The organism is Streptomyces sp. NPDC051684, from assembly GCF_044453445.1.
GTDB lineage: Bacteria > Actinomycetota > Actinomycetes > Streptomycetales > Streptomycetaceae > Streptomyces.
Genome location: NZ_JBITCS010000015.1, coordinates 89,756 through 109,953, shown reverse-complemented (window position 1 = coordinate 109,953; position 20,198 = coordinate 89,756). Strand labels below are relative to the sequence as shown.

18 protein-coding genes and 2 pseudogenes are annotated in these 20,198 nt (G+C 69.5%); 8 read left to right on the top strand and 12 right to left on the bottom strand.

The window, feature by feature from the left end; translation table 11 throughout:
- Nucleotides 1-509: 509 nt before the first annotated feature.
- From ACIA8D_RS19685 to ACIA8D_RS19665, 5 genes are all read right to left on the bottom strand, one after another.
- Nucleotides 510-773, bottom strand: coding sequence for a GlsB/YeaQ/YmgE family stress response membrane protein (locus ACIA8D_RS19685; RefSeq protein WP_399233756.1), 264 nt, complete (start codon nucleotides 771-773; stop codon nucleotides 510-512).
- A 189-nt stretch (nucleotides 774-962) separates the two neighbouring features.
- Complete coding sequence (locus ACIA8D_RS19680) at nucleotides 963-1,472, bottom strand: NUDIX hydrolase (protein WP_399233754.1); 510 nt, start codon at nucleotides 1,470-1,472, stop codon at nucleotides 963-965.
- A gap of 158 nt (nucleotides 1,473-1,630) precedes the next feature.
- The gene (locus ACIA8D_RS19675; RefSeq protein ID WP_399233752.1) at nucleotides 1,631-1,807 is read right to left on the bottom strand and encodes a hypothetical protein; all 177 of its coding nucleotides are present in this window, start codon (nucleotides 1,805-1,807) and stop codon (nucleotides 1,631-1,633) included.
- A gap of 339 nt (nucleotides 1,808-2,146) precedes the next feature.
- Nucleotides 2,147-3,127 (bottom strand): transporter, encoded by a 981-nt coding sequence (locus tag ACIA8D_RS19670; RefSeq protein WP_399233749.1) that lies wholly within the window; start codon nucleotides 3,125-3,127, stop codon nucleotides 2,147-2,149.
- Nucleotides 3,127-4,038 carry an ABC transporter ATP-binding protein gene (locus tag ACIA8D_RS19665; protein ID WP_399233748.1) on the bottom strand — a complete coding sequence of 304 codons (912 nt, stop codon included), beginning with the start codon at nucleotides 4,036-4,038 and terminating at the stop codon, nucleotides 3,127-3,129. The genes ACIA8D_RS19670 and ACIA8D_RS19665 overlap by 1 nt, the downstream gene beginning before the upstream one ends.
- Before the next feature lie 221 nt (nucleotides 4,039-4,259).
- Here ACIA8D_RS19665 and ACIA8D_RS19660 point away from each other — a divergent pair, with 221 nt between their 5' ends.
- Together ACIA8D_RS19660 and ACIA8D_RS19655 are read left to right on the top strand one after the other, a co-directional pair.
- Nucleotides 4,260-5,525, top strand: coding sequence for a sensor histidine kinase (locus ACIA8D_RS19660; RefSeq protein WP_399233746.1), 1,266 nt, complete (start codon nucleotides 4,260-4,262; stop codon nucleotides 5,523-5,525).
- Nucleotides 5,522-6,256, top strand: coding sequence for a response regulator (locus ACIA8D_RS19655; RefSeq protein WP_399233745.1), 735 nt, complete (start codon nucleotides 5,522-5,524; stop codon nucleotides 6,254-6,256). The genes ACIA8D_RS19660 and ACIA8D_RS19655 overlap by 4 nt, the downstream gene beginning before the upstream one ends.
- A 250-nt stretch (nucleotides 6,257-6,506) precedes the next feature.
- Here the strand turns inward: ACIA8D_RS19655 and ACIA8D_RS19650 are convergent, their stop codons facing one another.
- Complete coding sequence (locus ACIA8D_RS19650; RefSeq protein WP_399233742.1) at nucleotides 6,507-6,776, bottom strand: hypothetical protein; 270 nt, start codon at nucleotides 6,774-6,776, stop codon at nucleotides 6,507-6,509.
- A 245-nt stretch (nucleotides 6,777-7,021) separates the two neighbouring features.
- On the opposite strand from ACIA8D_RS19650, the pseudogene ACIA8D_RS19645 reads away from it, so the two are divergent.
- Nucleotides 7,022-7,412 (top strand): annotated as a pseudogene (locus ACIA8D_RS19645) (BlaI/MecI/CopY family transcriptional regulator).
- 4 nt (nucleotides 7,413-7,416) lie between these two features.
- Nucleotides 7,417-8,354, top strand: a pseudogene (locus tag ACIA8D_RS19640) (M56 family metallopeptidase).
- 51 nt (nucleotides 8,355-8,405) lie between these two features.
- Here ACIA8D_RS19640 and ACIA8D_RS19635 read toward each other — a convergent pair.
- The 3 genes from ACIA8D_RS19635 to ACIA8D_RS19625 are packed head-to-tail and all read right to left on the bottom strand — an operon-like array spanning nucleotide 8,406 to nucleotide 11,272.
- Entirely contained in the window at nucleotides 8,406-8,858 is a 453-nt protein-coding gene (locus ACIA8D_RS19635; protein ID WP_399233741.1) for a tellurite resistance TerB family protein, read from the bottom strand.
- 51 nt (nucleotides 8,859-8,909) lie between these two features.
- Nucleotides 8,910-9,935, bottom strand: a complete 1,026-nt coding sequence (locus ACIA8D_RS19630) for a hemolysin family protein (protein WP_399233739.1) — start codon at nucleotides 9,933-9,935, stop codon at nucleotides 8,910-8,912.
- Nucleotides 9,932-11,272 (bottom strand): hemolysin family protein, encoded by a 1,341-nt coding sequence (locus ACIA8D_RS19625; protein WP_399233738.1) that lies wholly within the window; start codon nucleotides 11,270-11,272, stop codon nucleotides 9,932-9,934. Before ACIA8D_RS19625 ends, ACIA8D_RS19630 begins: the two co-directional genes overlap by 4 nt.
- Before the next feature lie 383 nt (nucleotides 11,273-11,655).
- On the opposite strand from ACIA8D_RS19625, the gene ACIA8D_RS19620 reads away from it, so the two are divergent.
- From ACIA8D_RS19620 to ACIA8D_RS19605, 4 genes are all read left to right on the top strand, one after another.
- Nucleotides 11,656-12,678 (top strand): sporulation protein, encoded by a 1,023-nt coding sequence (locus ACIA8D_RS19620; protein ID WP_399233737.1) that lies wholly within the window; start codon nucleotides 11,656-11,658, stop codon nucleotides 12,676-12,678.
- Nucleotides 12,679-12,680: 2 nt separating this feature from the next.
- Complete coding sequence (locus tag ACIA8D_RS19615; RefSeq protein ID WP_399233735.1) at nucleotides 12,681-12,905, top strand: twin-arginine translocase TatA/TatE family subunit; 225 nt, start codon at nucleotides 12,681-12,683, stop codon at nucleotides 12,903-12,905.
- A gap of 311 nt (nucleotides 12,906-13,216) precedes the next feature.
- Nucleotides 13,217-14,437 carry an acyltransferase family protein gene (locus ACIA8D_RS19610; RefSeq protein WP_399233733.1) on the top strand — a complete coding sequence of 407 codons (1,221 nt, stop codon included), beginning with the start codon at nucleotides 13,217-13,219 and terminating at the stop codon, nucleotides 14,435-14,437.
- A 121-nt stretch (nucleotides 14,438-14,558) separates the two neighbouring features.
- The gene (locus tag ACIA8D_RS19605; RefSeq protein ID WP_399233731.1) at nucleotides 14,559-14,711 is read left to right on the top strand and encodes a hypothetical protein; all 153 of its coding nucleotides are present in this window, start codon (nucleotides 14,559-14,561) and stop codon (nucleotides 14,709-14,711) included.
- A gap of 46 nt (nucleotides 14,712-14,757) precedes the next feature.
- Here ACIA8D_RS19605 and ACIA8D_RS19600 read toward each other — a convergent pair whose 3' ends face one another.
- The 3 genes from ACIA8D_RS19600 to ACIA8D_RS19590 all read right to left on the bottom strand — a co-directional run bounded on the left by ACIA8D_RS19600 (nucleotide 14,758) and on the right by ACIA8D_RS19590 (nucleotide 20,192).
- On the bottom strand, nucleotides 14,758-15,912 hold the full coding sequence (locus tag ACIA8D_RS19600; protein ID WP_399233729.1) for a hypothetical protein: 1,155 nt from the start codon (nucleotides 15,910-15,912) through the stop codon (nucleotides 14,758-14,760).
- Between the two features lie 555 nt (nucleotides 15,913-16,467).
- On the bottom strand, nucleotides 16,468-19,584 hold the full coding sequence (locus ACIA8D_RS19595) for a helicase HerA domain-containing protein (protein ID WP_399233727.1): 3,117 nt from the start codon (nucleotides 19,582-19,584) through the stop codon (nucleotides 16,468-16,470).
- Nucleotides 19,581-20,192: a hypothetical protein gene (locus ACIA8D_RS19590; protein ID WP_399233725.1), complete on the bottom strand. Its 612-nt coding sequence runs from the start codon at nucleotides 20,190-20,192 to the stop codon at nucleotides 19,581-19,583. Before ACIA8D_RS19590 ends, ACIA8D_RS19595 begins: the two co-directional genes overlap by 4 nt.
- Nucleotides 20,193-20,198 lie beyond the last annotated feature (6 nt).

Here is a 20,198-nt window from a genome sequence, read left to right as displayed (position 1 = left end):
GTTTGGCCCCGCACTGCAACGGACCATGCCGTCAGACCGCCGAGACGGCCACACGGACCGCATCCTTCGACCACGCGGCGGGCGCCGAGAGCGCCAGAAGCCGTCCGCCCCTGCCCTGGTCGCGCTGGACGCTCGCCGAGATCCCCGTCCGGGGCAGCGAGAGCGAGGCCGACCTTGCCCTCGCCGACAGCCATTCACGCTTGGCCGAGGTCGCCGCCTACCGCCGGATCGCCCGCACCTACTGGCCGGCGGCGACGCCCCGCACTACACGCACCACAAGTACAGGCCGATCAGCGGCGGTTACGCAGGCGCGACCAACGCGAGAGTTGTGTTCGTCGGCGGCATGGGGAGTTGGGACGGCAACCGGAGCCGTGTCGGCGTACCTGGCGGCCGCCGGGATCCGGCGGCCGCCAGGTCTCCGTCGTGTGCTGTGAGCACCCCCGGCCACGGCGCCGATCACAGCTGTCGGGACAGGGCATCCCATCGTCGAGGCCCGGCGACCTCCGGTCTCAGCGGCGCCCCTTGAAGCGCTCGATTCCCACGACGCCGAGGGCGGCAAGGCCCACCTGGATGGCCAGTTCGATCCAGTCGATGCCCTTGGTGTCGGCGACGTCGAGCGCGCCGGCGATGGCTGTGCCGACGAGTGCCGCGGCGATACCGACGAGGATCGTCCACCAGATGCCGATGTGCTGCCGACCGGGGATGGCCAAGCGGCCCAGTACGCCGATCACGATGCCGATGATGATCGCGGTGAAGATGCCGGAGATCTCCATGGCTGCCTCCTTGGTCCGACGCTTCGACACAGCTGTCGAGTCACGTGTTCCCCGGCATGGAGGACGCAGTCTCCTCGTCGAGCGAGGTGATGACGACACCGATCAGAACATTGACGACAACGTCCGTGAGTTCACGAATACCGACGTCGTGATTCCCATGAGCCCAAGGGGGCGTGGCCCATGGCGAGCCTAACCCTCGGGTCGAGTCGTCAGCTTGAAGGCGCGATACCGGTCAAATGCCTCACGGGCGTCCGGCACGAAGCCCTGCTGACGGACGAGGTCTTCCAGTTCCCGCTCGCAGAGCCAGCCGTGCCAGGCGACTTCACCTGGATCAGGTTGCACAGGCCCCTCGATCACGGCCTCGTGAAGGCCGAGCCAGTAGGGGCTGATCACGCCCGCGCACAGGAACTTGAATACGAATCGAGGGGCTGCTTGTACGCCAAGTTCTTCCGCCAGTTCGCGGGCCGCTGCTTCCTCGTACGACTCGCCGACTTCGGCCGCGCCGCCGAGCATCCAGTTGAGCTTCCCCGGGAAGCGGGACGTGTTGCCGGGACGACGATGCACGAGGATCCGTCCGACGGGATCGCGGCAGACAACCGTGGCGACGCGATGCAGCCACTCGTGACGAATTGCCTCGCCCCGGTCGACGACTTCGAGCACTTGGTCCTGCTCGTCGACTCGCTCCACCAGTTCACCCATGGCCCCCACGATCGCAGTCGCTCGTCACGGCCGCCCACTCGGGTGTTCGCTACCCCTGGGCCTTGCCCTCGGCGGCGTCACCAACCCCACCAGCCAGGTCGGGGTGCTCGATGGTGGCGGCGTATCGGAGGGCTGCAGCGATCGAGAGGCCGAAGAGGTCACATGCGCCGGACGTCGCCACCGGTGGCGTGGATCTCCTGGAGGATGCGGTCCTCCCGCAAGGCCTGTGGCTTCAGTTGCGCTGCGATCCATGGAAAGTTGCGACTGACGGGGGTGGTTCCGAGCAGCTTCAGTTCCTCGTCGAAACGGTCGGTGACACCGCTGTACGTCTCCACGCCGAGAACGGCGGCGTTGCCGAGGATCAGGGCGAAGACGGCGACGGCGAACCAGCGTGCCCCGACGATGGCACGGCAACGGGCTGCCAGGGCGGTGCGAGCGGGTGCGCTCGGGTAACGGAATCGTGTTGCTGCTCACGGGAATGGGATCTAACGGGGTGCGCCGACCGTCCAAGTGACGTCTGCCGAACGAGGCAGTGACATGCCCGAGGCCCGAGAACACCGGCGGCTGTCACCCGCCTTCACCTTGCCCCACCGGCCTGCGGCTTCGGCCCGACGAAGCGTCCTCAGAAATGCGCCTGTCTCCTCTGCGTGTGCCTTTGCTGAAGCCGGTTGGTGTCAGTTGAGACGTTTCCGCGTCCACCAGACGCACAGCGCGCCGAGGGAAAGGGCGAGAACGAGCAAGATGCCGCACTCTGTCCACTGCAGGGTCCAGAAGTTGCCGGCGGGCTGATAGGTGACGCGTTGGTGGTAGCCGGCCCTGGCGAGGGCGTCGACGCACGACTTGATCGACTCGCAGTCGGTGTACGCCGACGGCATGCCATGGGCCGGCTGTCCGGTGTCGTCGAGGGTCTGCTCGGCGGTGACCCACACGTCCGGCTTTCCGATGTCGACGTGGGAGACGGAATCGAGGAGGTAGTTGGCCATGCGGTCGCGGGTGAAAGGGACCGTGACGGTGGTTGCGGGGACAAGGTGTTCGCGGAGCCACATCGGCAGGGCCAGGATGACCGTGGTGTACGTCGCGAGAGTGGCGGCCATGGCTGGGAGCGTGCGGCGGATGACGATTCCGAAGGCGACACCGAGGACGAAGGCGAAGAGGGTGTAGCCGAGCGGGACGATGCCGCGGGCGCTGAAGATCGCCGGGTCGATGCGGGGTACGAAGTTGTCCGTGTTGTCGGATCCACCCGCGGCGACCGCCTGGTCGATCGGGCTGCTCCACCAGGTGACCGCGAGGGTGATCAGTCCGGTGGCGGCGGTGGCGGTCAGGCCGGTGAGCGCGAGTTTCGTGAGCAGCCAGCGGGTGCGTGTGACGCCCTGGTTCCATGCGAGGCGGTGGGTGCCGGTCTCCAGTTCGCGGGCGACGAGTGGGGCTCCCCAGAACATGCCGATGAGAGCGGGCACGAGGAGTACGGCCATGCCGCCGACGAAGTAGAGGGTGGTGTCGGTGGGGGTGAGCTGTTGGACGAGGCCGCGTCCGGCGGTTGTGTGCAGGCCGGTCAGGTGGGGGCCGGTCGCAGCCAGGAGGGCGGCGAGGCCGACCAGTGCGGCGATCACCGCCGTTGCCTGGGTACGCAGTTGGCGCCAGGTCAGCCAGATCATCAGCGGGTCTCCAGGTCGGCGGTCGGGCGGGTGCGCGGGGTGGGGGTGTCGGTCTGGCCGATGTAGGCAAGGATGATGTCTTCGAGGGAAAGCGGGCCTGCTGTCCAGGCGGGGTCGCCGGTGGCAGGGACGGCTCCACGTACGACGAGGGTGGCCTGTCCGCCGACGTGGGACGTCGAGACGATGTGGTGCCCGGAGGGCACGTCGGCAGGGGCGTTGACCGGACCGGTGAGGCGGTGGTGTCCAGCGATCACGTCGCTTGTTCCGGCGCTTACTTGGACTTGGGAGTCGACGAGCACGATCACGTGGTCACAGACCCGTTCGACGTCGGAGACCAGGTGGGAGGAGAGCAGGACCGTCAGTTCCTGCTCGTCGAGGGCGGCGGTGAGATCGTCCAGGAATTCGCGGCGGGCCAGGGGGTCGAGTGCGGCGACCGGCTCGTCCAGGACCAGGAGTTCGGGGCGTTTGGCGAGGCCCAGGGCGAGGGCGAGCTGTGCGCGCTGCCCGCCGGACAGGCGCCCGGCCCGCTGACCGGGATCGAGGCCGATGCGGTGGATCCGGTCGCGGGCGAGGGCCGCGTCCCAGCGGGGGTTGAGGCGGGCGCCGAGCGTGAGGTGCTCGGCGACGGTCAGGGCGGCGTAGGTAGGGGTGTCCTGGGCGACGTAGCCGACCTTGGCGAGCTGGGCGGGGCCGGTGGCCGGGCGGCCGCCGCAGACCTCGATGGTGCCCGTGGTCGGGGCGAGCATGCCGGTGGCGAGGTTCAACAGGGTTGACTTACCTGCCCCGTTGGGGCCGACGAGGCCGACGACGCGGCCCGCGGGGACATCGAGTGTGCAGTCCGAGAGTGCCCAGTGATGTCGGTACTTCTTGCCCAGGCCACGGGCTCTCAGTGCGGCAGGTGCGGCAGTCACGCGTCGTCCTCCTCTGCGGGCCGGTCCGTTTGACCGGCACCGCTGGACGCTATGAGCGGCGGGCGGTCGGGCGCGTCCGGCGTCCGGCCCCTTTCCCCTCCTGCCCGCGGAGGACCCCGGCCGGGGTCCTCCGCCAGATGTAGACCAGCGAAGTACGCGGGCAGCCGGCCCCGGCCGAAAGGAGGACGCAGGCGGCGCGCGCCGCCTGTGACAATCGATGGGTGACGAACGTATCGGCGGCGGACCGCCTGAGACTCGGGTGCGCGGCGCTGAGGCGGCCGACCGGCCCCGCGCCACGGCCTACCCGGCGTGCCCTGGTCCTCGACGGGACCTTCGCCCTGTTCGCCGCGATCGCCGCGGTCAACTCCGGCCTGAGTGTCGGCATGGACCGCACATACAAGATCGTTGACGGAACGGTGCGCCTGGTCGAGGGGTCCGGGAACTACATCGGCGCGCTGGCGCCAATGCTTCTGTGCTCCCTTCCCTTGGCGCTGCGCCGCCGCTACCCGCTGGCCGTGCTCTGGGCGGTGATCGCCGCAGGGCTGATCGCGCCGGGCAGCGAGGCGCGCATGATCCTCTATGCGACGCTGGTCGCGACGTACTCCGCCGTCATGCACAGCCCATACCGGATACCTACCCTGGCCAGCGTCGCCGTGGCACTGCTCGTCCTGAACGGTGCCAGGACCCCGGATGTGCCCACCATCCAGAACGAGTACGTGCCGCTGCTCATCGTGGTGCCACTGGCCGTCGTCGCGGACGGCATGCGCCAGTGGCGGCTGCGCGCCGACGCACGGCAAGAACGGATGGCGGCCCTGGAACGGGAACAGACCGAGGAACTGCGCCGCGCCGCCGAGCGTGAGCGGGCTCGTATCGCCCGCGACCTGCACGACGTGGTCACCCACAACGTCTCCATGATGGTCATCCAGGCCGGCGCCGCGCGGAAGGTCATGGACGCCGAACCCGCGATGGCCCGCGAGTCCCTCCTTGCCGTAGAAGCAAGTGGGCGTTCCGCGATGACCGAACTGCGGCACACCATGGGCCTGCTCACCATGAACGCCGAGGACAGCACCTCACCGTCCGCCAAAGATCTCGCCCCTCAGCCCGACCTCGGCCGGCTCGACGACCTCGTCGACCGGGTACGCGAAGCGGGCCAGAAGGTCGAGCTGACTGTCACCGGCACCCCCTGCCAGGTCTCGTCAGGCATCGGCCTGGCCGTATACCGGGTGGTCCAGGAGGCGCTGACCAACACCATGAAGCACGCACGGGGAGCGAGAGCGACCGTGACACTGACCTATGAGCCCGAGTCCCTGCGGGTCGAGGTCAGCGACACCGGCGGCACACCGGGCGCCGGCGCGGCCGGCGGGGGCGGCCATGGACTGATCGGCCTGCGCGAGAGAATCGCGGTCTACGGTGGATCACTCGACGCCGGACCGACCCCGGACGGCGGCTACCGGATCGCCGCCCTGATCTCCCTGGAGGCGTCGTGACGGACCACCCGCTGCGCGTTGTGGTCGCCGACGACCAGGCGCTCGTCCGTACCGGCTTTCGCATGATCCTCACGGCTGACGGCATCGACGTGGTCGCCGAGGCCGCCGATGGCGCCCAGGCCGTGGACGCCGTGCTGCGTACCCGCCCCGAGGTGGTGCTGATGGACATCCGGATGCCCGAACTCGACGGACTGGAGGCCGCCCGCCGCATCCTGCGCGACTCCTCGGAGGCGGCCACCGCACCCCGCGTCATCATGCTGACCACCTTCGATCTCGACGACCTCGTCTACGAGGCGCTGGCGGCCGGCGCCAGCGGCTTCCTCCTCAAGGACGTCACGCCGGAACACCTCGTTGCCGCCGTCCGCCTGGTCCGTACCGGCGACGCCCTCCTCGCCCCGGCCATCACCCGCCGCCTCGTCGAACGCCACGCCCGCCGAGACCCCGAAGCAGCGCCACCGGCCGCACCTCACCCGGGCATGGCGGCACTGACCCCACGCGAACTCGATGTTCTGCTCCTGCTCGCCCGGGGCCTGAGCAACACTGAACTGGCTGCCCGCCTCCACCTGTCCGAGACCACCGTCAAGACACACGTCTCCCGCATCCTGGCCAAACTCCAGCTCCGCGACCGGGTCCAAGCGGTTGTGATGGCCTACGAGACGGGCCTGGTGCAGGCCGCCTCACCGGCATCGCATGAGGCCGAGACGCCTCTGGGGGACACGCGGCCGGGCTGATGAAGCGTCCGAAGGGCCACGACGCCGTTCAACATCCCGCTAGGGCTTGTCGTTTGGATCAGGCCAGGCCCCGCGAGCCCGGCCTGATCCAAACGACAAGCCCTAGGTGAGCCTTCAAGAACGGCACGAGCCCCCGTTCCACCAGTGCGGCACACCACGCCGACCAGTCCCGCCGTCGCGGCCACCACCGCGCACGTCACTCCCGCCACGACCAGTCCGCCACCCAGCGAGATGCGGGCCAGGAAGAACTTCAGCGTGAATCCGAGCCCAGGAAGACCGCGGCGGCGATCGCCGAGATGGCGGGCACGAGGACCGCGAGGGCGGGCAGAACACCGTCCCGCGCGCGGGAGAAGGCCGGAGACGCCGTGGTTGTTCCCCGTGCTTGAAGGTAGCCCGCGTATTCGGCCGCGGCCTGTGCCTCGGTCAGCAGGCGTTCGCGCGTCGCCTCGTCACGCAGACGGACGCGAACCTCTGCCGGGAGTCGCGCGAATTCAGGCTGCGCCAGCACCTGTTCGAGCAACTCCCCAAAGCGAGCTCCCCGTTCGCCCCGCGCCAGTATCCGTTGTGGTACTCGCACACTCTTCCCCGATATGTCAGATGGCCCGGGCGGCCAATCCGTCGGCCCCGGCAAGCGCGGATCTGACCTGCCCCTCCCCTGCCTCAAATCTACATGCGTGTAGAAGATAGCCGGTAGAGCGTGAACTCCCGCGCACGAGCAGCGATGATGAGCAGACCCACCCACCCTCAGCGAACAGGAGGAGCAGCGTGCCGGACCCACGTCACGGGCAACAACGACGCGCCCAGGGCGAGCTGGAGACACAGGTCCTGGCCGTGTTGCGTGCGGCGGACGCCCCGAAGACCGCCGGATGGGTGCGGGACCAGATCAGCGGCGACCTTGCCTACACCACGGTGATCACGATCCTGGCCCGCCTCCACGCCAAGGACGTGGTCACGCGTCAGTGGGAGGGCCCGGTCGTTCCTGTGGACAGCCACTTCCGCCGAGGCCGGTCTCGCGGCCCTGAAAATGCGCAAAGTGCTGGACGCCGAGCCCGACCGGGAGGCGGTTCTGGCCAGTTTCGTCACGTCCCTGCCCGAAGGCGACGAGCAGATGCTGCGCGGCCTGCTGCGTCGCGCCGACGAGGAAGCGGCCGACTGAGGTCATGGGCATTTTCGTATTCCTGCCGTTGGTTCTGCCGCTCACGGCCTGGCCGGTCGCACGGCTCGCCGCACATCGTCTCCATCCCGCACCACGACACGACTCCTCACAGCCGTGGCCGCCGTGATGGCCGCCTGCAGCACCACATGCCTGGCGCTGCTGATGATCGTCGGTACAGCGCAGCTGCCCGGCAATCCGCTGCCGGACGGCTGGTCGGACCCGCAGGTGCGGGCCGCCGTCCCGCAGGACGAGATCGTGGGCAAGGCGGCCGTCCCAGCCCTGCTGGCGGTCGTGGCCGCCGGTGCGCGCACACTGTGGCGGCACGTCACGCTACGCCGCGACGCCCATGTGGCGCTCGCCGGCCTGCCGGAAACCGAAGTAGTAGTGCTGCCCGACGAGCGGCCCTACGCCTACGCCCTGCCCGCCGCCCGGTCGGGACGCTGCCGCGTCGTGGTCAGCACGTCGCTCCTCAAGCGCCTCCGGCCCGCGGACCGGCGGGCCGTGTTCGCCCATGAGCGGGCCCATCTCGCGGCCCGGCATCACCGGCATCTGCTCACGGTCCGACTCGCGGCCCGCGCCAACCCGTTTCTGCGTCCGCTGCATTCGGCCGTCACGTACACGGCCGAACGGTGGGCCGACGAGGAGGCAGCGCAACGCCTGGGCGACCGCAAGGTGGTCGCGCGCGCCATCGGCAAGGTGGCGATGTCCGGTGGCGCGGTGCGCGAGCCCGTCTTCGCTGCACTCGCCGCGGCGGGGCCCGTCCCCTGCCGGGTCGCAGGCCTCCTCGCGCTGCCGCTGCGGGCGCCCGGCAGATCCATGGTGTTCACCACCGTGGGGCTCGCGGCCTGGACGGCCGGCGCCGGGGCCGTGACCTCCGCTCTGTCTTCCGCGAACTCGGCGCTGACGTTGGCGGCCCTGCTCCACGCGGCGACTCCGTTGTGACGCACAAAGGACCGGCAGGCGAAAGCCCACCGGTCCCCTGAATCACTCCGCCTACAGGTCGAACTCGCGCGTCGGCAGGCCGAGCATCTGGCAGGCCTCGCGCACGACGCCCCGCTCGGTCGGGTCGAAGTCGCCGTCCGCACCGCCGATGACAATGCCGATCTGGATCACAGCGCGCGCCTCGGCCTCCTTCTTCTTCGCCTTGGCGACCTCCTGCAACACGCTGACCTTGCCGAAGTCGAAGTCGGCCGTCAGCTTGTCGAGGTTGGCCTCGAAGCGCTTCTGAAGGTCCGTGGCGTCGAAGTTCTGAAGCACCTCATTGCTCATGATGAGCTGCGCGACGCGGCGCCGCTCCGAGGCGTCGATGGTGCCGTCGGCCGCCGCCACCAGCGCGCACATCGCCATGGACGCGTCCTGGAAGGCCCCGGACTTCAGATCGTTCTCCTTCGCCACCAGCTGTGTCTGTGTCCTGTGGGACCGCATCAAGGAATCCGCGTCGACCATGCGGACCGTGGGAAGGGTTCCGTTCCAGCCCGGCCTTCTGCCCGAAAACCGTCACAGCGGTGTGGGCGCGGCCGGACCCACCAGTTCCGTCAGTACGTCCTCCATCGTCACGAACCCGATGACCGTGCCCTTGTCCCCGGTGACCGCGGCCAGATGACTGCCGTCGGCCCGCAGCGCGGTGAGGGTGTCGTCGAGCGGGGTGTCGATGCGTACCCGGGTCAGCGGATGCAGCATGGCGGGCGGGAACGCACGATCCCGTTCGGCCACCCCCAACGTGTCCTTGATGTGCAGGTAGCCGAGCAACGCTCCGTCCGCGCCCGTGACCGGGAAGCGGGAGAAGCCGGCGTCGGCCGCGGCCCGTTCCAGTTCGGCGGGCGTGGTGGTGTCCGTGATCGTACGCATCTTCTGCCCGGGCACGACGATCTCCCCGACCGGGCGGGCCCCCAGCTCCAGGGCGTCCCGCAGGCGTTCGCCATCGGCAGGAGACAGGAGCCCCGCCTCGCTGGAGTCGAGCACCATGCGGGCCAGCTGGTCGTCGGTGAACACCGATTCGACCTCGTCCTTCGGCTCGACACGAAGCAGCCTCAGCAGCGCGTTGGCGAACGCGTTGATGCCGAAGACGACCGGTTTGAGGGCGCGGGTGAGGGCGACCAGGGGCGGGCCGAGCAGCAGCGCGGTGCGCACGGGCGCCGCGAGTGCGATGTTCTTGGGCACCATCTCGCCGAACAGCATGTGGGCGTACGTCGCCACCGTCAGGGCGATCACGAAAGAGGCCGGGTGAACCAGGGCGTGCGGAACGTGTACCGCCTCGAAGGCGGGCTCCAGCAGATGGGCGATCGCGGGTTCCGCGACGGCGCCGAGCACCAACGACGAGACCGTGATGCCGAGTTGGGCGGTGGCCAGCATGGCGCTGATGTGCTCCAGGGCCCACAGGGTGGAACGGGCCCGCTTGCTCCCCTCCTGCGCGCGCGGCTCGATCTGGCTCCGGCGTACGGAGATCAGGGAGAACTCGGCGCCGACGAAGAAGGCGTTGGTGAGCAGCGTCAGTACGCCGATGGCGAGTTGCAGGGCGGTCATCGGGCCTCCTCCAGCAGCTCGTCGGTCTCGACGGCGGGCGCCGGGGAGACGATGCGAACCCGGTCGGCGCGGTGGTGCTCGACGTCAAGAACGGTCAGCTCCCAGCCGTCCACATCGACGCTGTCGCCCTGAGCCGGGATCTTCGTCAGGCGGGTGGCTACGAGTCCGGCCACGGTCTCGTACGGCCCGTCGGGCGCGTTCAGTCCTATCCCGGTGAGCTGGTCGATGCGGACGCCACCGTCGGCCACCCACGCCCGGCGGTCGCCCGCCTCTTCGGACACCGGCTGCAGGTCGGGCGTCTCGACGGGGTCGTGCTCGTCGCGCACCTCGCCGACGACCTCCTCGACGATGTCCTCGACGGTCGCGACGCCGGCCGTGCCCCCGTACTCGTCGATGACGACCGCCATGGTGCGGGTCTCGCGCAACCGCTCCAGGAGCCGGTCGGCGGGCAGGCTGTCGGGGACGAGCAGGGGCGCGGTCGCCAGATCGGTGACCTGGGTGAGCTGCCGCTCCTCCGGAGCGAGGGCGAGGACGTCGCGGATGTGGACGGTACCGATGACCTCGTCGAGGCTGTCTCGGTAGACGGGGAAGCGGGAAAGCCCGGTGGCGTGCGTGAAATTGGCTGCGTCGGCGGCCGTCGCGTGCGCCTCCAGGGCCCGCACGTCCACGCGGGGCGTCATGACGTTCTCGGATGTCAGTTCGCTCAAGTGCAGGGTGCGCACGAACAGTTCGGCCGAGTCGGGCTCCAGGGCCCCTTCGGCGGCGGAGTGCCGGGCGAGGGCGACCAGTTCCTCCGGGCTGCGCGCGGACGCCAGTTCCTCGGCGGGCTCCAGGCCGAAGCGCCGCACGAAGCGGTTCGCCGTATTGTTCAGGTGCCGGATGAACGGACCGAAGGCGGCGGTGAACCCGCGCTGCGGTCCGGCCACCACCTTGGCCACGGCGACCGGACGGGCGATCGCCCAGTTCTTCGGCACCAGTTCACCGATCACCATCAGGATCACCGTCGAGACGGCCACGCCGAGCACGGATGCGACCGACGAGGCGGCGCCGCCGAGCCCGGCCGCCTCCAGCGGCCCGCGCAGCAAGGCCGCGAGGGAGGGCTCGGCAAGCATGCCGATCACCAGGGAGGTGACGGTGATGCCGAGTTGGGCGCCGGACAGCTGGAACGTCAGCCGACGTACGGCTTTCAGGGCTCCGGACGCGCCGCGTTCCCCCGCTTCCGTGGCCCGCTCCAGATCCGCGCGCTCCACCGTGGTCAGGGAGAACTCGGCCGCCACGAACACGGCGCAGGCCAGCGTGAGCAGCAGCGCGAGCACCAGCAACAGCGCCTCGGTCATCGCCGCCCCACCTCCGCCCGTCGCACATCGGCACCAGTCAGAAGTTGAGGCACGGCGCAGCGCCGGCTACTGGGAGGCTCACCCATCGCGGGCTGTGGCTCCTTCTCGTTCAGGGGATCGGACGATCCCGGCATCTCGACGGGGCGACAGCCCCACCACCATGGTAAAAGCACGGCAAAGCGCGCTCGTCAAGCACTCCAAAAGACCCGATCAACAACGTCTTTCGGACTTTCCCTGCCCGGCAGCGCCCGCCGTGCACCGGACACGGGCAGGCACCGCCTAAGCTTCTACGCGCCTGTAGAACGTGGACGTCGGCGAGCTTGTTCCCCGACGTCCACACGGTTTTCGTCACCCTCGTACGAACAAAGGGAGTGAACGCCTCGATGGTGTTCAAACGACTGCTCGGCTCGCTCGGTGTGGGCGGCCCCACCGTCGACACCGTCCTCGCCCCGGGGGCCGCCGCTCCCGGCGGCACCCTCTCCGGCCAGGTCCACCTCAAGGGTGGCAGCGGCGACTTCGACATCGACCACATCACCCTGGAGCTCGTCGCCCGCGTCGAGGCCGAGCACGAGGACGGGGAGAGCCACGGCGTGGTGGTCTTCGACCGGTTCACGGTCGGCGGCGGGTTCCGGCTCGCCGAGGGCGCGGAGCAGAGCGTCCCGTTCACGGTGACACTGCCGTGGGAGACACCGGTCACCGAGCTGTACGGGCAGGGGCTCGGCATCGTCCTGGGTGTGCGCACGGAACTGGCGGTCGCCGGAGCGAAGGACAAGGGCGACCTGGACCCGCTCACGGTGGGCCCGCTCCCGGCCCAGGAGGCGATTCTCGAGGCCTTCGGGCAGCTCGGATTCGGCTTCAAGTCGGCCGACTTGGAGTACGGGCACATCGGCGGCACCGGCCAGCAGCTCCCCTTCTACCAGGAGATCGAGCTGACCCCGGCCCCGCAGTACGCGCACGCCGTCAACGAGATCGAACTGACCTTCCTCGCCACGCCCGGCGGCATGGAGGTGGTCCTGGAGGCCGACGAACGCGGCGGCCTCTTCTCCGGGGGCCACGACGCGGTCAACCGCTTCTCCGTCGGCCACGACGTGGTCCACCAGCAGGACTGGAATGCCATGGTCGAGGGCTGGATCCGTCAGCTGGTCGAACAGCACCCGGCGCATGGCACCCAGCACGGCGGGCACTACGGAGATCCGTACGGCCACCACCACGGGCAGCCCCACTACGGCGAGCACCACCACGACGGCGGGCACCACCGCTCCGGTCCCGGCATGGGCACGGCGATCGCCGCGGGTGCGGCAGGGCTCGCCGTGGGCGTCGTCGGCGGCATGGTCGCCGCCGAGGTCGTCGACGAGGTCGGGGACTTCTTCGAGGGCGACGACGAGGACGAGGGCGGCGAGGACTGACCATGTTCGGACTCAGCGAGATAGCGGTCATCCTGATCGTCATCATCCTCGTCCTCGCGGTGAAGAAACTGCCCGAACTGGCCCGCAGCGCGGGCAAGTCGGCCCGCATCCTCAAGGCCGAGGCCAAGGCGATGAAGGAGCAGGAGGACGAGCCGGCGCCGCCGCCCCACGTCATCACGGGTGAGCCGGTGACCCCGCCGCCACCGGGTCAGGAGCCGAAGCCGTAGCCGACGCCGCCCGGCCTGGGCACGTGCCGCACCGCCGTTGACGGCGTGGCGGCTCCTACCTCGCAGCACCGCTGTCGCCGCGCACACCAGCGCCCCGGCGTGCGCGGCGACCAGCAGCAGCGAGGGTCACGAACCAAGGCCCGCCCCCACCGGTACTCCTACGCGGCCAACAGGCCGGCACGTCCTCATGGGCGCCGCAGCCCCTTCAACAAGCTCCCGTTACGAGCTCAAAGCACCGATTTCACGATTTTCTCAGGGCCAGGCACTAGCGTCGCCCGGTGATGACGACACTCGGCCCCAAGCGTGCACCGTTGCCCCCAGCCTCTGCGTCGCAGTCAACGGGGCCGCCGCTCAGACCCGACGGGCACGGGCCAAGCGCGGCCAGGCCGGCGGAGCGGCAGCGGGATCCCTTTCTGGACAACGCCAAGTACTTCACCATCGTCCTGGTCGCCCTGGGCCATTCGTGGGCGCCGCTCGCCGCGAACAGCCGCGCGGCGAGCGCCCTGTACATGGTCGTCTACGCCTTCCACATGCCGGCCTTCATCATCGTCTCCGGCTACCTATCGCGCAGTTACGAGGGCACACCGCGCCAGCTGAGGCGGCTGGTCACGGGAGTGGCACTGCCGTACATCGTCTTCCAGACGCTCTACACCCTCTTCATGCGGGTCATCGACAACCCCGACCGCGAATTCCACTACCAGCAGCCGGGCTTCGCACTGTGGTTCCTCGTCGCGCTCTTCCTGTGGCGCCTGACGACGCCGCTGTGGAAGAGCATGCGCTGGCCGCTCCCGGTGTCGCTGGTCATCGCCGCGGGCGCCAGCGTGACGCCCAGCATCGGCGCCGACTTCGACCTGATGCGCATCGCCCAGTTCCTGCCGTTCTTCGTGCTCGGACTGAAGCTGCGCCCGGACCACTTCCGGCTCCTGCGGCACCGGGCGGCGCGGCCCCTCGCGGCCGTCGTCGGCGTCGGCACGCTGGGCTTCGCGTACTGGGCCGTGCCGAAGATGTCGAACGCCTGGCTGCTGCACGACAAAGCGGCCCAGGAACTGGGCGTGCCCGCCTGGACCGGCGTGATGATGACGTTCGCACTCTTCGGCTGCTCGCTCGTCCTCACCGCCGCCTTCCTGGCATGGGTGCCCAGGCACAGTGCCTGGTTCACCGCGCTGGGAGCGGGGACGCTGTACGCGTACCTGCTGCACATCTACCCGATCCGGTTCGCCCGCGTCGACGACTGGTACGCGATGGACTGGGTGGACAGCCCCCTGGGCCGCCTCGCCGTCACCGTCCTCGCCGCCGCGATGATGACACTGCTGTGCACCTCACCGGTCAGGAAGTGCTTCCACTACCTGGTCGAGCCGAAGGTGGCTTGGTTCTTTCCCGCCGTCGCGCCTGCGTCGCCCGCGCCGCATCCGGGGACACAGCCCCACGCGAAGCCTCTCGCCACCCAGCGCGTATCCGAAGTGCGGGAGCGCGAATACGCGACTTCCTGCTCGCCCGTCGGTGATCAAGCGAATCCCGCTCGACACAGCTGACCCTGTGGGGCTCGTAACGTCATCGCTGCGGGGAGGGGGTAGGCCACGCCAGTGGGGACGCTTCAAGCTGCGCGAGTACCTCGACCGGCAGCACGTGTGCTCCGACTGGACCGACCCGGACATGCCCGGCACATTCGCCGAGGTGCTCGCCTTCGACCAGAGCATTCCGTCCCTGGCGCAGGTGTACGGCGACGACGGTCACTACCAGGAGACCGTGCGGGACACGATGGCGGTGCAGCTGGGTACGGAGCAGACACCGGCACCGGCCTCCTGAGCGCGCTCCGTCCTGTCCCGGGCCCGGGACAGGACGGTCCGGCGTCTCAGTGCCGTCGCGTACGGGCGCGGCGCACCGCGAGCACCGTGCCGGCGCCGATGGCGGTGAGCGCGAAGGCGACCGCGGCCAGGATGCCGGAGCGTGAGGTTCCGGTGACGGCGAGCTGACCGTCGCCCTGGGGGGACCCGGGCCCGGTGGGGAGCGCCGGTGCGCTCTTGGTCGGGGAGGGAGTCACCGACGGGTTGCTCGACGTGGGGTTGGGGGTCGCGCTGGGGTCGGGGGATGCCGAGGAGGTGGGAGAACTGGAGTCCGTCGGGGTGGGGGTCGGTGAGGTCGTGTCCGTCGGGGTGGGCATCGGCGAGGTCGAGTCGTCGGGCCCGGGGACCACTTGGGTCCTGACGCACGACCGGTTGTCGGCGGTGTCCGTCTCACGGCTTCCGGTGTCCACATTGGCGCAGTTCTCGATGACGGTGCCGGGGGCGATGTCGTCGTGCGCGTGGACGGTGACGGTGACCGTGCGTACCTCGCCCGGGGCAAGGGTGTGCAGAGGGCAGGTGACGGTGGTGCCGCTGGGTGGGCATTCGTCGGGAAGGTCCTCGATGTCGAGGTCGAGCCCGTCGGTGTTGTCCTCGATGGTGACGTCGACGGCATTCGAGGGGCCCTCGCTCGTCACAGTGAACGTGTACGTGTAGCTGCCGTCCGGATTGACCTCGGCAGGCCCGGACTTGCTGAGCTTCACGTTGGTCCGCGTCTGGGCGATCGTAATCGTCTGCGCCTGGTTGCCCTGGGCGTCGCTGCTGGTGGCCTCGGCCCGGTTGACGATGTTCGTGCCGTCCGTGGTGGCGGGGTCGACGGTCACCGGGATCCGGTACGTGGCGGAGGCGCCGGGCGCCAGGTCGGTACCGGCGCCGCCGCACGTCACGGTGGCATCGGAGACCGTGCACCCGTCGGAGGCCGCCCCGTCCAGGCTGAGGTGGGAGTCGAGGGTGTCGGTGACGGCAACGTCGTGGGCGGTCTCGTCGCCGGCGTTGGTGACGACCAGGGTGTAGATGCCGCTGTCGCCAACGGTGAGCGGGTCGGGTGTCACCGTCTTCTGCAGCTGGAGCGGGCCGGGCGCCGCGCGCACGGCGCGGTTCTCGGCCGACGGTGCGGCCGAGGGGGCGGCGGCCGCCGCCGCGGGGCCGATGGTGCCTGCTGCCACCAGAGTTGCGACCGTCAGCCAACGGCCATGACGGGCCGCGCGCCCGGCGCCGGACCGGGCACCAGCAGTGCGGCATTTAATAGGATGAGGCACGTTTGGGACATTAAGGTCTCACTCCGGCGAGGCGTGTGAGCCGCGTAGATCGTGTCGGGTGACCTGATCCGAGCGACAGGCCTGGACTCCCGATGCCACACATGCCCCGGCTGAGGCCTTCCTCCAACTCGACCGAGTCCGGGTCGCGGCCGAGGTGGACCAGGATCGCCTCGCGCTTCGGACGAAAGGTCACCGACCCCAGCTCTGCGTGGATGCAAGTGGCTCTGCGGAGCGACCCTCGATCGAACTCGACTGGGCTGATGTGACCGAACACGGAATGACGGCGCCGGTTGTTGAACCGAGCGAGTCATGTGAATACGGCCATGCGGGCCTCGGTCTGGCCGACCCTGTCCGTGCCGAAGACCCTGACCGCGCAGGTCAGGGTCTTCGGCACGGACACACCAGCGCAGGGCGGCCAGGGTCTCGGCACGGGCAAGGATGGGCTCACCACTTCACGACCGCTCAGGTACCCCGGCGGGCTCGCTCGACGATCTCGTCCTCCTTAAGCGGCACATCATGGTGGCTGAGGCAGATCGGCACCTCGATCTTGCTGAATCCGGTCCCCTCACTTGCGGCGTTGAACATGCCGGCCTTGAGACCGGCGAGGTTGTCGAGGACCGCGTTCCGCGCCTGGGCCATGGTCGTGGCCGCCTCGACGTGGGCGACTTGTGTGAGTCGGCCGATGAACTGGTTCGCGGTGTTGCCCAGCGCCTGGTTGTGGATCCCTCTGGGGAGCTGTGAGGCGAGGACCATCCCGAGTCCGTACTTGCGTATCTGGCGGATGAGTTCGACTGTGCTCTCCGTACTCGGATTCGACGCACCGGAGGGCACGAAGTTCTGAGCCTCGTCCATCACAAGCAGCCCGCCCAGGGGGCGGTCGCCGACCGGGTGTGCCCTGAACCATGAGAACAGGGTCGCCTGGAGGCGGCTGACGAATTGGGCCGGTCCGTCGCCGGACAGGCCGACGAAGCTGATCACCGAGATACGGGCGGTCTTTCCCGGCGACGGGATCAGGAGCATGCCGGGATCGGCGGGTGCGCCGGACTCCCCGAACAGCGGGTCGGTCTCCATCGCGGCTTCCAGCGTGTCCGCCATCTGAACCGCGAAGCGACTGGTCCTGCTGTTCACGATGTCGCTCGGAGGCTCGGCGAGCAGCTCGACGAAGCCGGCCAGGGTCTTGCCGCCGTCGCGCGCGTACCGTTCGAGGGCACGTTTGAGGACCCCCAGCTGCTGGATCGCGCGAGCACTGCTACCGCGTACACCGGCATGTGGCGCGAGTGAGGTCACGGTCGACCTGACCAGACGGGGGAAGTCGTCCTCGTCGTCAAGGACGGGACCGAAGTCGGGAAGCGGGTAGAAGGAGATCGGACGTCCCCGGTTCAGACCCGGTGTCCACACCACCACTTCGACATCCGCGAAATAGCGTCCGGCGTCACGCTCATGGTCGCCCGTCCAACCCCTCGGCGGGCTGGACCACGGGTCACCGAGCCGTGCGAGATCGTCGTTCGGATCCAGCACGATCACCGAGACGCCGTGCAGAGCGCACTGCTCCACAAGTCGCTTGACCAGGACCGTCTTGCCCGATCCCGCCGCACCCACCACCGCGGTGTGCATCCGGAGCTGTTCCATGGGTACCGCAAACGAACGGCCGCCCCGGACCGTGGTTCCGACGACGATTTCGGTACGAGCGGGCTCGGCGTCCTCCGGTATGCCCGCCGCGTCCACCGCGACCGTGGAGCCGACTTCCGTGGTCGCGATGCCGAGATGCTGCCGTAAGTCACCCAGCACCGTCGCGAACACCTCGATGCGTGAAGCGGGGCGCTCCTGTCGCAGCCATGCGTCCAGGCCTGCCGCACGGGCGTCGAGCATGGCCCGGAGGGCGGCCAGGGTCCGCAGGTCGGCGGCGCCGATCGGTAGCGACACTCCGCCCCGCGCCTCGAAGTCGTCCTTGATGTCCTTGGTCCTGGGGCCGCTCGGGTACGGCATGTTCCGCAGCAGGATCAGCCGGCGACTCGCCAGGCCGGCCGTCAGGCCTGCCTCCACGGCCGCGTTACGGATCCGGTTCTGGGCGGCGATGGCGTTGGTCGCGGCGATCGCCCGGAAGGACCAGTGGAACTCGTTCTCGCTGGCCTCCTCCACGACATAGCGCAACCGCGCGTGCAACGCCGCCTTGCGGCCGAAGTCGGTCTCGATGGAGAACCGCGTCTCGTCGGCACCCAGTTCCCTGAGCAGACTCCGCAGCCCCGCGCCCAGCAGAGCGGGCATCGACCCGTCCTCGGTCGTAAGGTCGATCGGCCCGAGGTCGTCCGCATCGGCACGGAGCTTGTCGAAGGACTCCGTGAGGGTCCTCAGGTTCACGGTACTCGCCGGTGCGGGCGGTGCGGCTGCGGCGGGCTCTGCGCCTGCCAGCGAGGTCAATTCGGCCACCGTGCCGGTCTGCAGGCACGCCTCGATGTGCTTCTGGATCCGGATGAGCAGCCGCCGTGCGGTGTGACGGTGCGGGGCTTCAGCCAGCGCCGCCGAGGTGACCGGCCAGGTGGGATACCGCGGGGTGAACCCCACCGACTCGTAGTAGGGCCGAAAGCGGCTGCTGACGATGGCGGCGGCGGTGGCCTCGTCGGGAATCGCGCCGAGCGCCGGCAGCACCTCGAACCGGTCCAGGGCGGACCGGACCGCCGCCCGGGAAATCTGTTCCCAGGTGTCCTCGTGGCACGCCACTACCATCAGAGTCCGGCGGGCTTCCTCCCGCAGTTCCATCAGGCCGGTGGCGATCTCACCGCTCAGCCGTTTCGCGGCCCGGCCCTCGCCGGAAGCGGGCGAGGTCAGCGACGAGGTCTCCGCGGCGGACACCAGGGTGTCGAGCTGGTCGAAGGCGAACACCAGCGGCCCGACCAGGGCGAACAGGCGCGTCAGATCGCGGACGACGAGTTGAGCCGGTCGCCCGCCCGGCGACATCCCCCAGGCGGCGCGCTTGTCCCCGTCGTCGTCGTTGAGCGCGAAGTAGGCCCTGCCGATCTCCACGGGATCGCCGATGGAGGCCATGAGCGCCAGCGCGCGGGCCGTGTCCGCGGCCTCGTTGCCCACCTGTCGGTCGATGGTCCGGATCCCCCGGACGAACGCGTCGACATGGGCGCGCGTCAACTCGCGCCGACCGGTGACGGCGGTGTGGGTGTCCGTGTCGAGGCGAGCCTGGCGCGAAAGCTCGTCGAGCAGGCGAATCAGTTGTGCCTGGTCGCCATCGTCCGCCCGGTAGAAACTGTCGACGAGACTGTCGGCGGCACTCTCCCAGAAGTTCCGGCCGGTGACGAGCTTGATGTAGAAGAAGAAGCCGCCGCGCTCCTGGATCTCGTGGCGGGTCCAGCCGAGCAGATGCGTCTTGCCCGAGCCGCTCTCGCCACGCACCACGGTCGCGACGGGCGAGTGGGCGCGCTCGACGGCCTTCATCGCCCTTCCCAGCCGCCGGAACACTTCGGGGTGAAGGCCGTCGACGTGGTAGGAGGTCACCGGTGTCCAGATCTCTTCCTGGGTCAGCGCGGTGTTGATGTACAGCTTCTCCAGGGCGGCGAGTTCCCCGTTCACGCCGGTCCGATCCGCAGCAGATGGCGGGGTTCGCCGCCGATGTCGACGGCGGCCCTGCGGTCCTCGTCACTGAGCGTGCGCCGGTTGAGTTCCCCCATCAGCTGTACGTCTGCCTGCTCGATCATCCGGTCGAGTTCGGCGTCGACGGCCCCGCGCGGCAGATCCTCGAGCCAGGGGCGCAGCCTCGACAGCCTGACCCAACTGCCCGGTTTCCGGCGGACGGTGAGTTCCGTGTAGACCGCGCGGATCCACGCCTCGGCGTCGGGCTGGAAGAACTCGCCGAACTTGGTCCCGGAGCGGGCCAGGTACTGTCCGACGTTGTCGAGGATCGCGTAGAGCACCCCGGCCGGAAACTTCGCTCCGTCCGGGCGGCCGGCCACCAGAGCGGACTCGCACCAGGTCCGGCCCGCGGTCGTCAGCTGGTGTGTGTTGACCGCGCCGGGCTTCCTGGTCACGATCCGCTCGGCATCCTGGTTCACTCGCCGTCGCACCGCCGCGGTGATCTCAAGGCCGGCGAGTTCGCGCAGTTCACGGTTGGTCACCGGCCGTGCGACCACCATCAGGGCGAACAGCGATGCATGGTCCCGTACGGTCAACTCCGTAGGCACAGACCC

Bases quoted from the DNA above. Each gene is read 5' to 3' on its own strand.
- ACIA8D_RS19685 (WP_399233756.1), bottom strand. From the start codon at position 773: ATGGAGATCTCCGGCATCTTCACCGCGATCATCATCGGCATCGTGATC.
- ACIA8D_RS19680 (WP_399233754.1), bottom strand. From the start codon at position 1,472: ATGGGTGAACTGGTGGAGCGAGTCGACGAGCAGGACCAAGTGCTCGAA.
- ACIA8D_RS19670 (WP_399233749.1), bottom strand. From the start codon at position 3,127: ATGATCTGGCTGACCTGGCGCCAACTGCGTACCCAGGCAACGGCGGTG.
- ACIA8D_RS19635 (WP_399233741.1), bottom strand. From the start codon at position 8,858: ATGGTCGACGCGGATTCCTTGATGCGGTCCCACAGGACACAGACACAG.
- ACIA8D_RS19630 (WP_399233739.1), bottom strand. From the start codon at position 9,935: ATGACCGCCCTGCAACTCGCCATCGGCGTACTGACGCTGCTCACCAAC.
- ACIA8D_RS19625 (WP_399233738.1), bottom strand. From the start codon at position 11,272: ATGACCGAGGCGCTGTTGCTGGTGCTCGCGCTGCTGCTCACGCTGGCC.
- ACIA8D_RS19620 (WP_399233737.1), top strand. From the start codon at position 11,656: ATGGTGTTCAAACGACTGCTCGGCTCGCTCGGTGTGGGCGGCCCCACC.
- ACIA8D_RS19615 (WP_399233735.1), top strand. From the start codon at position 12,681: ATGTTCGGACTCAGCGAGATAGCGGTCATCCTGATCGTCATCATCCTC.
- ACIA8D_RS19605 (WP_399233731.1), top strand. From the start codon at position 14,559: ATGCCCGGCACATTCGCCGAGGTGCTCGCCTTCGACCAGAGCATTCCG.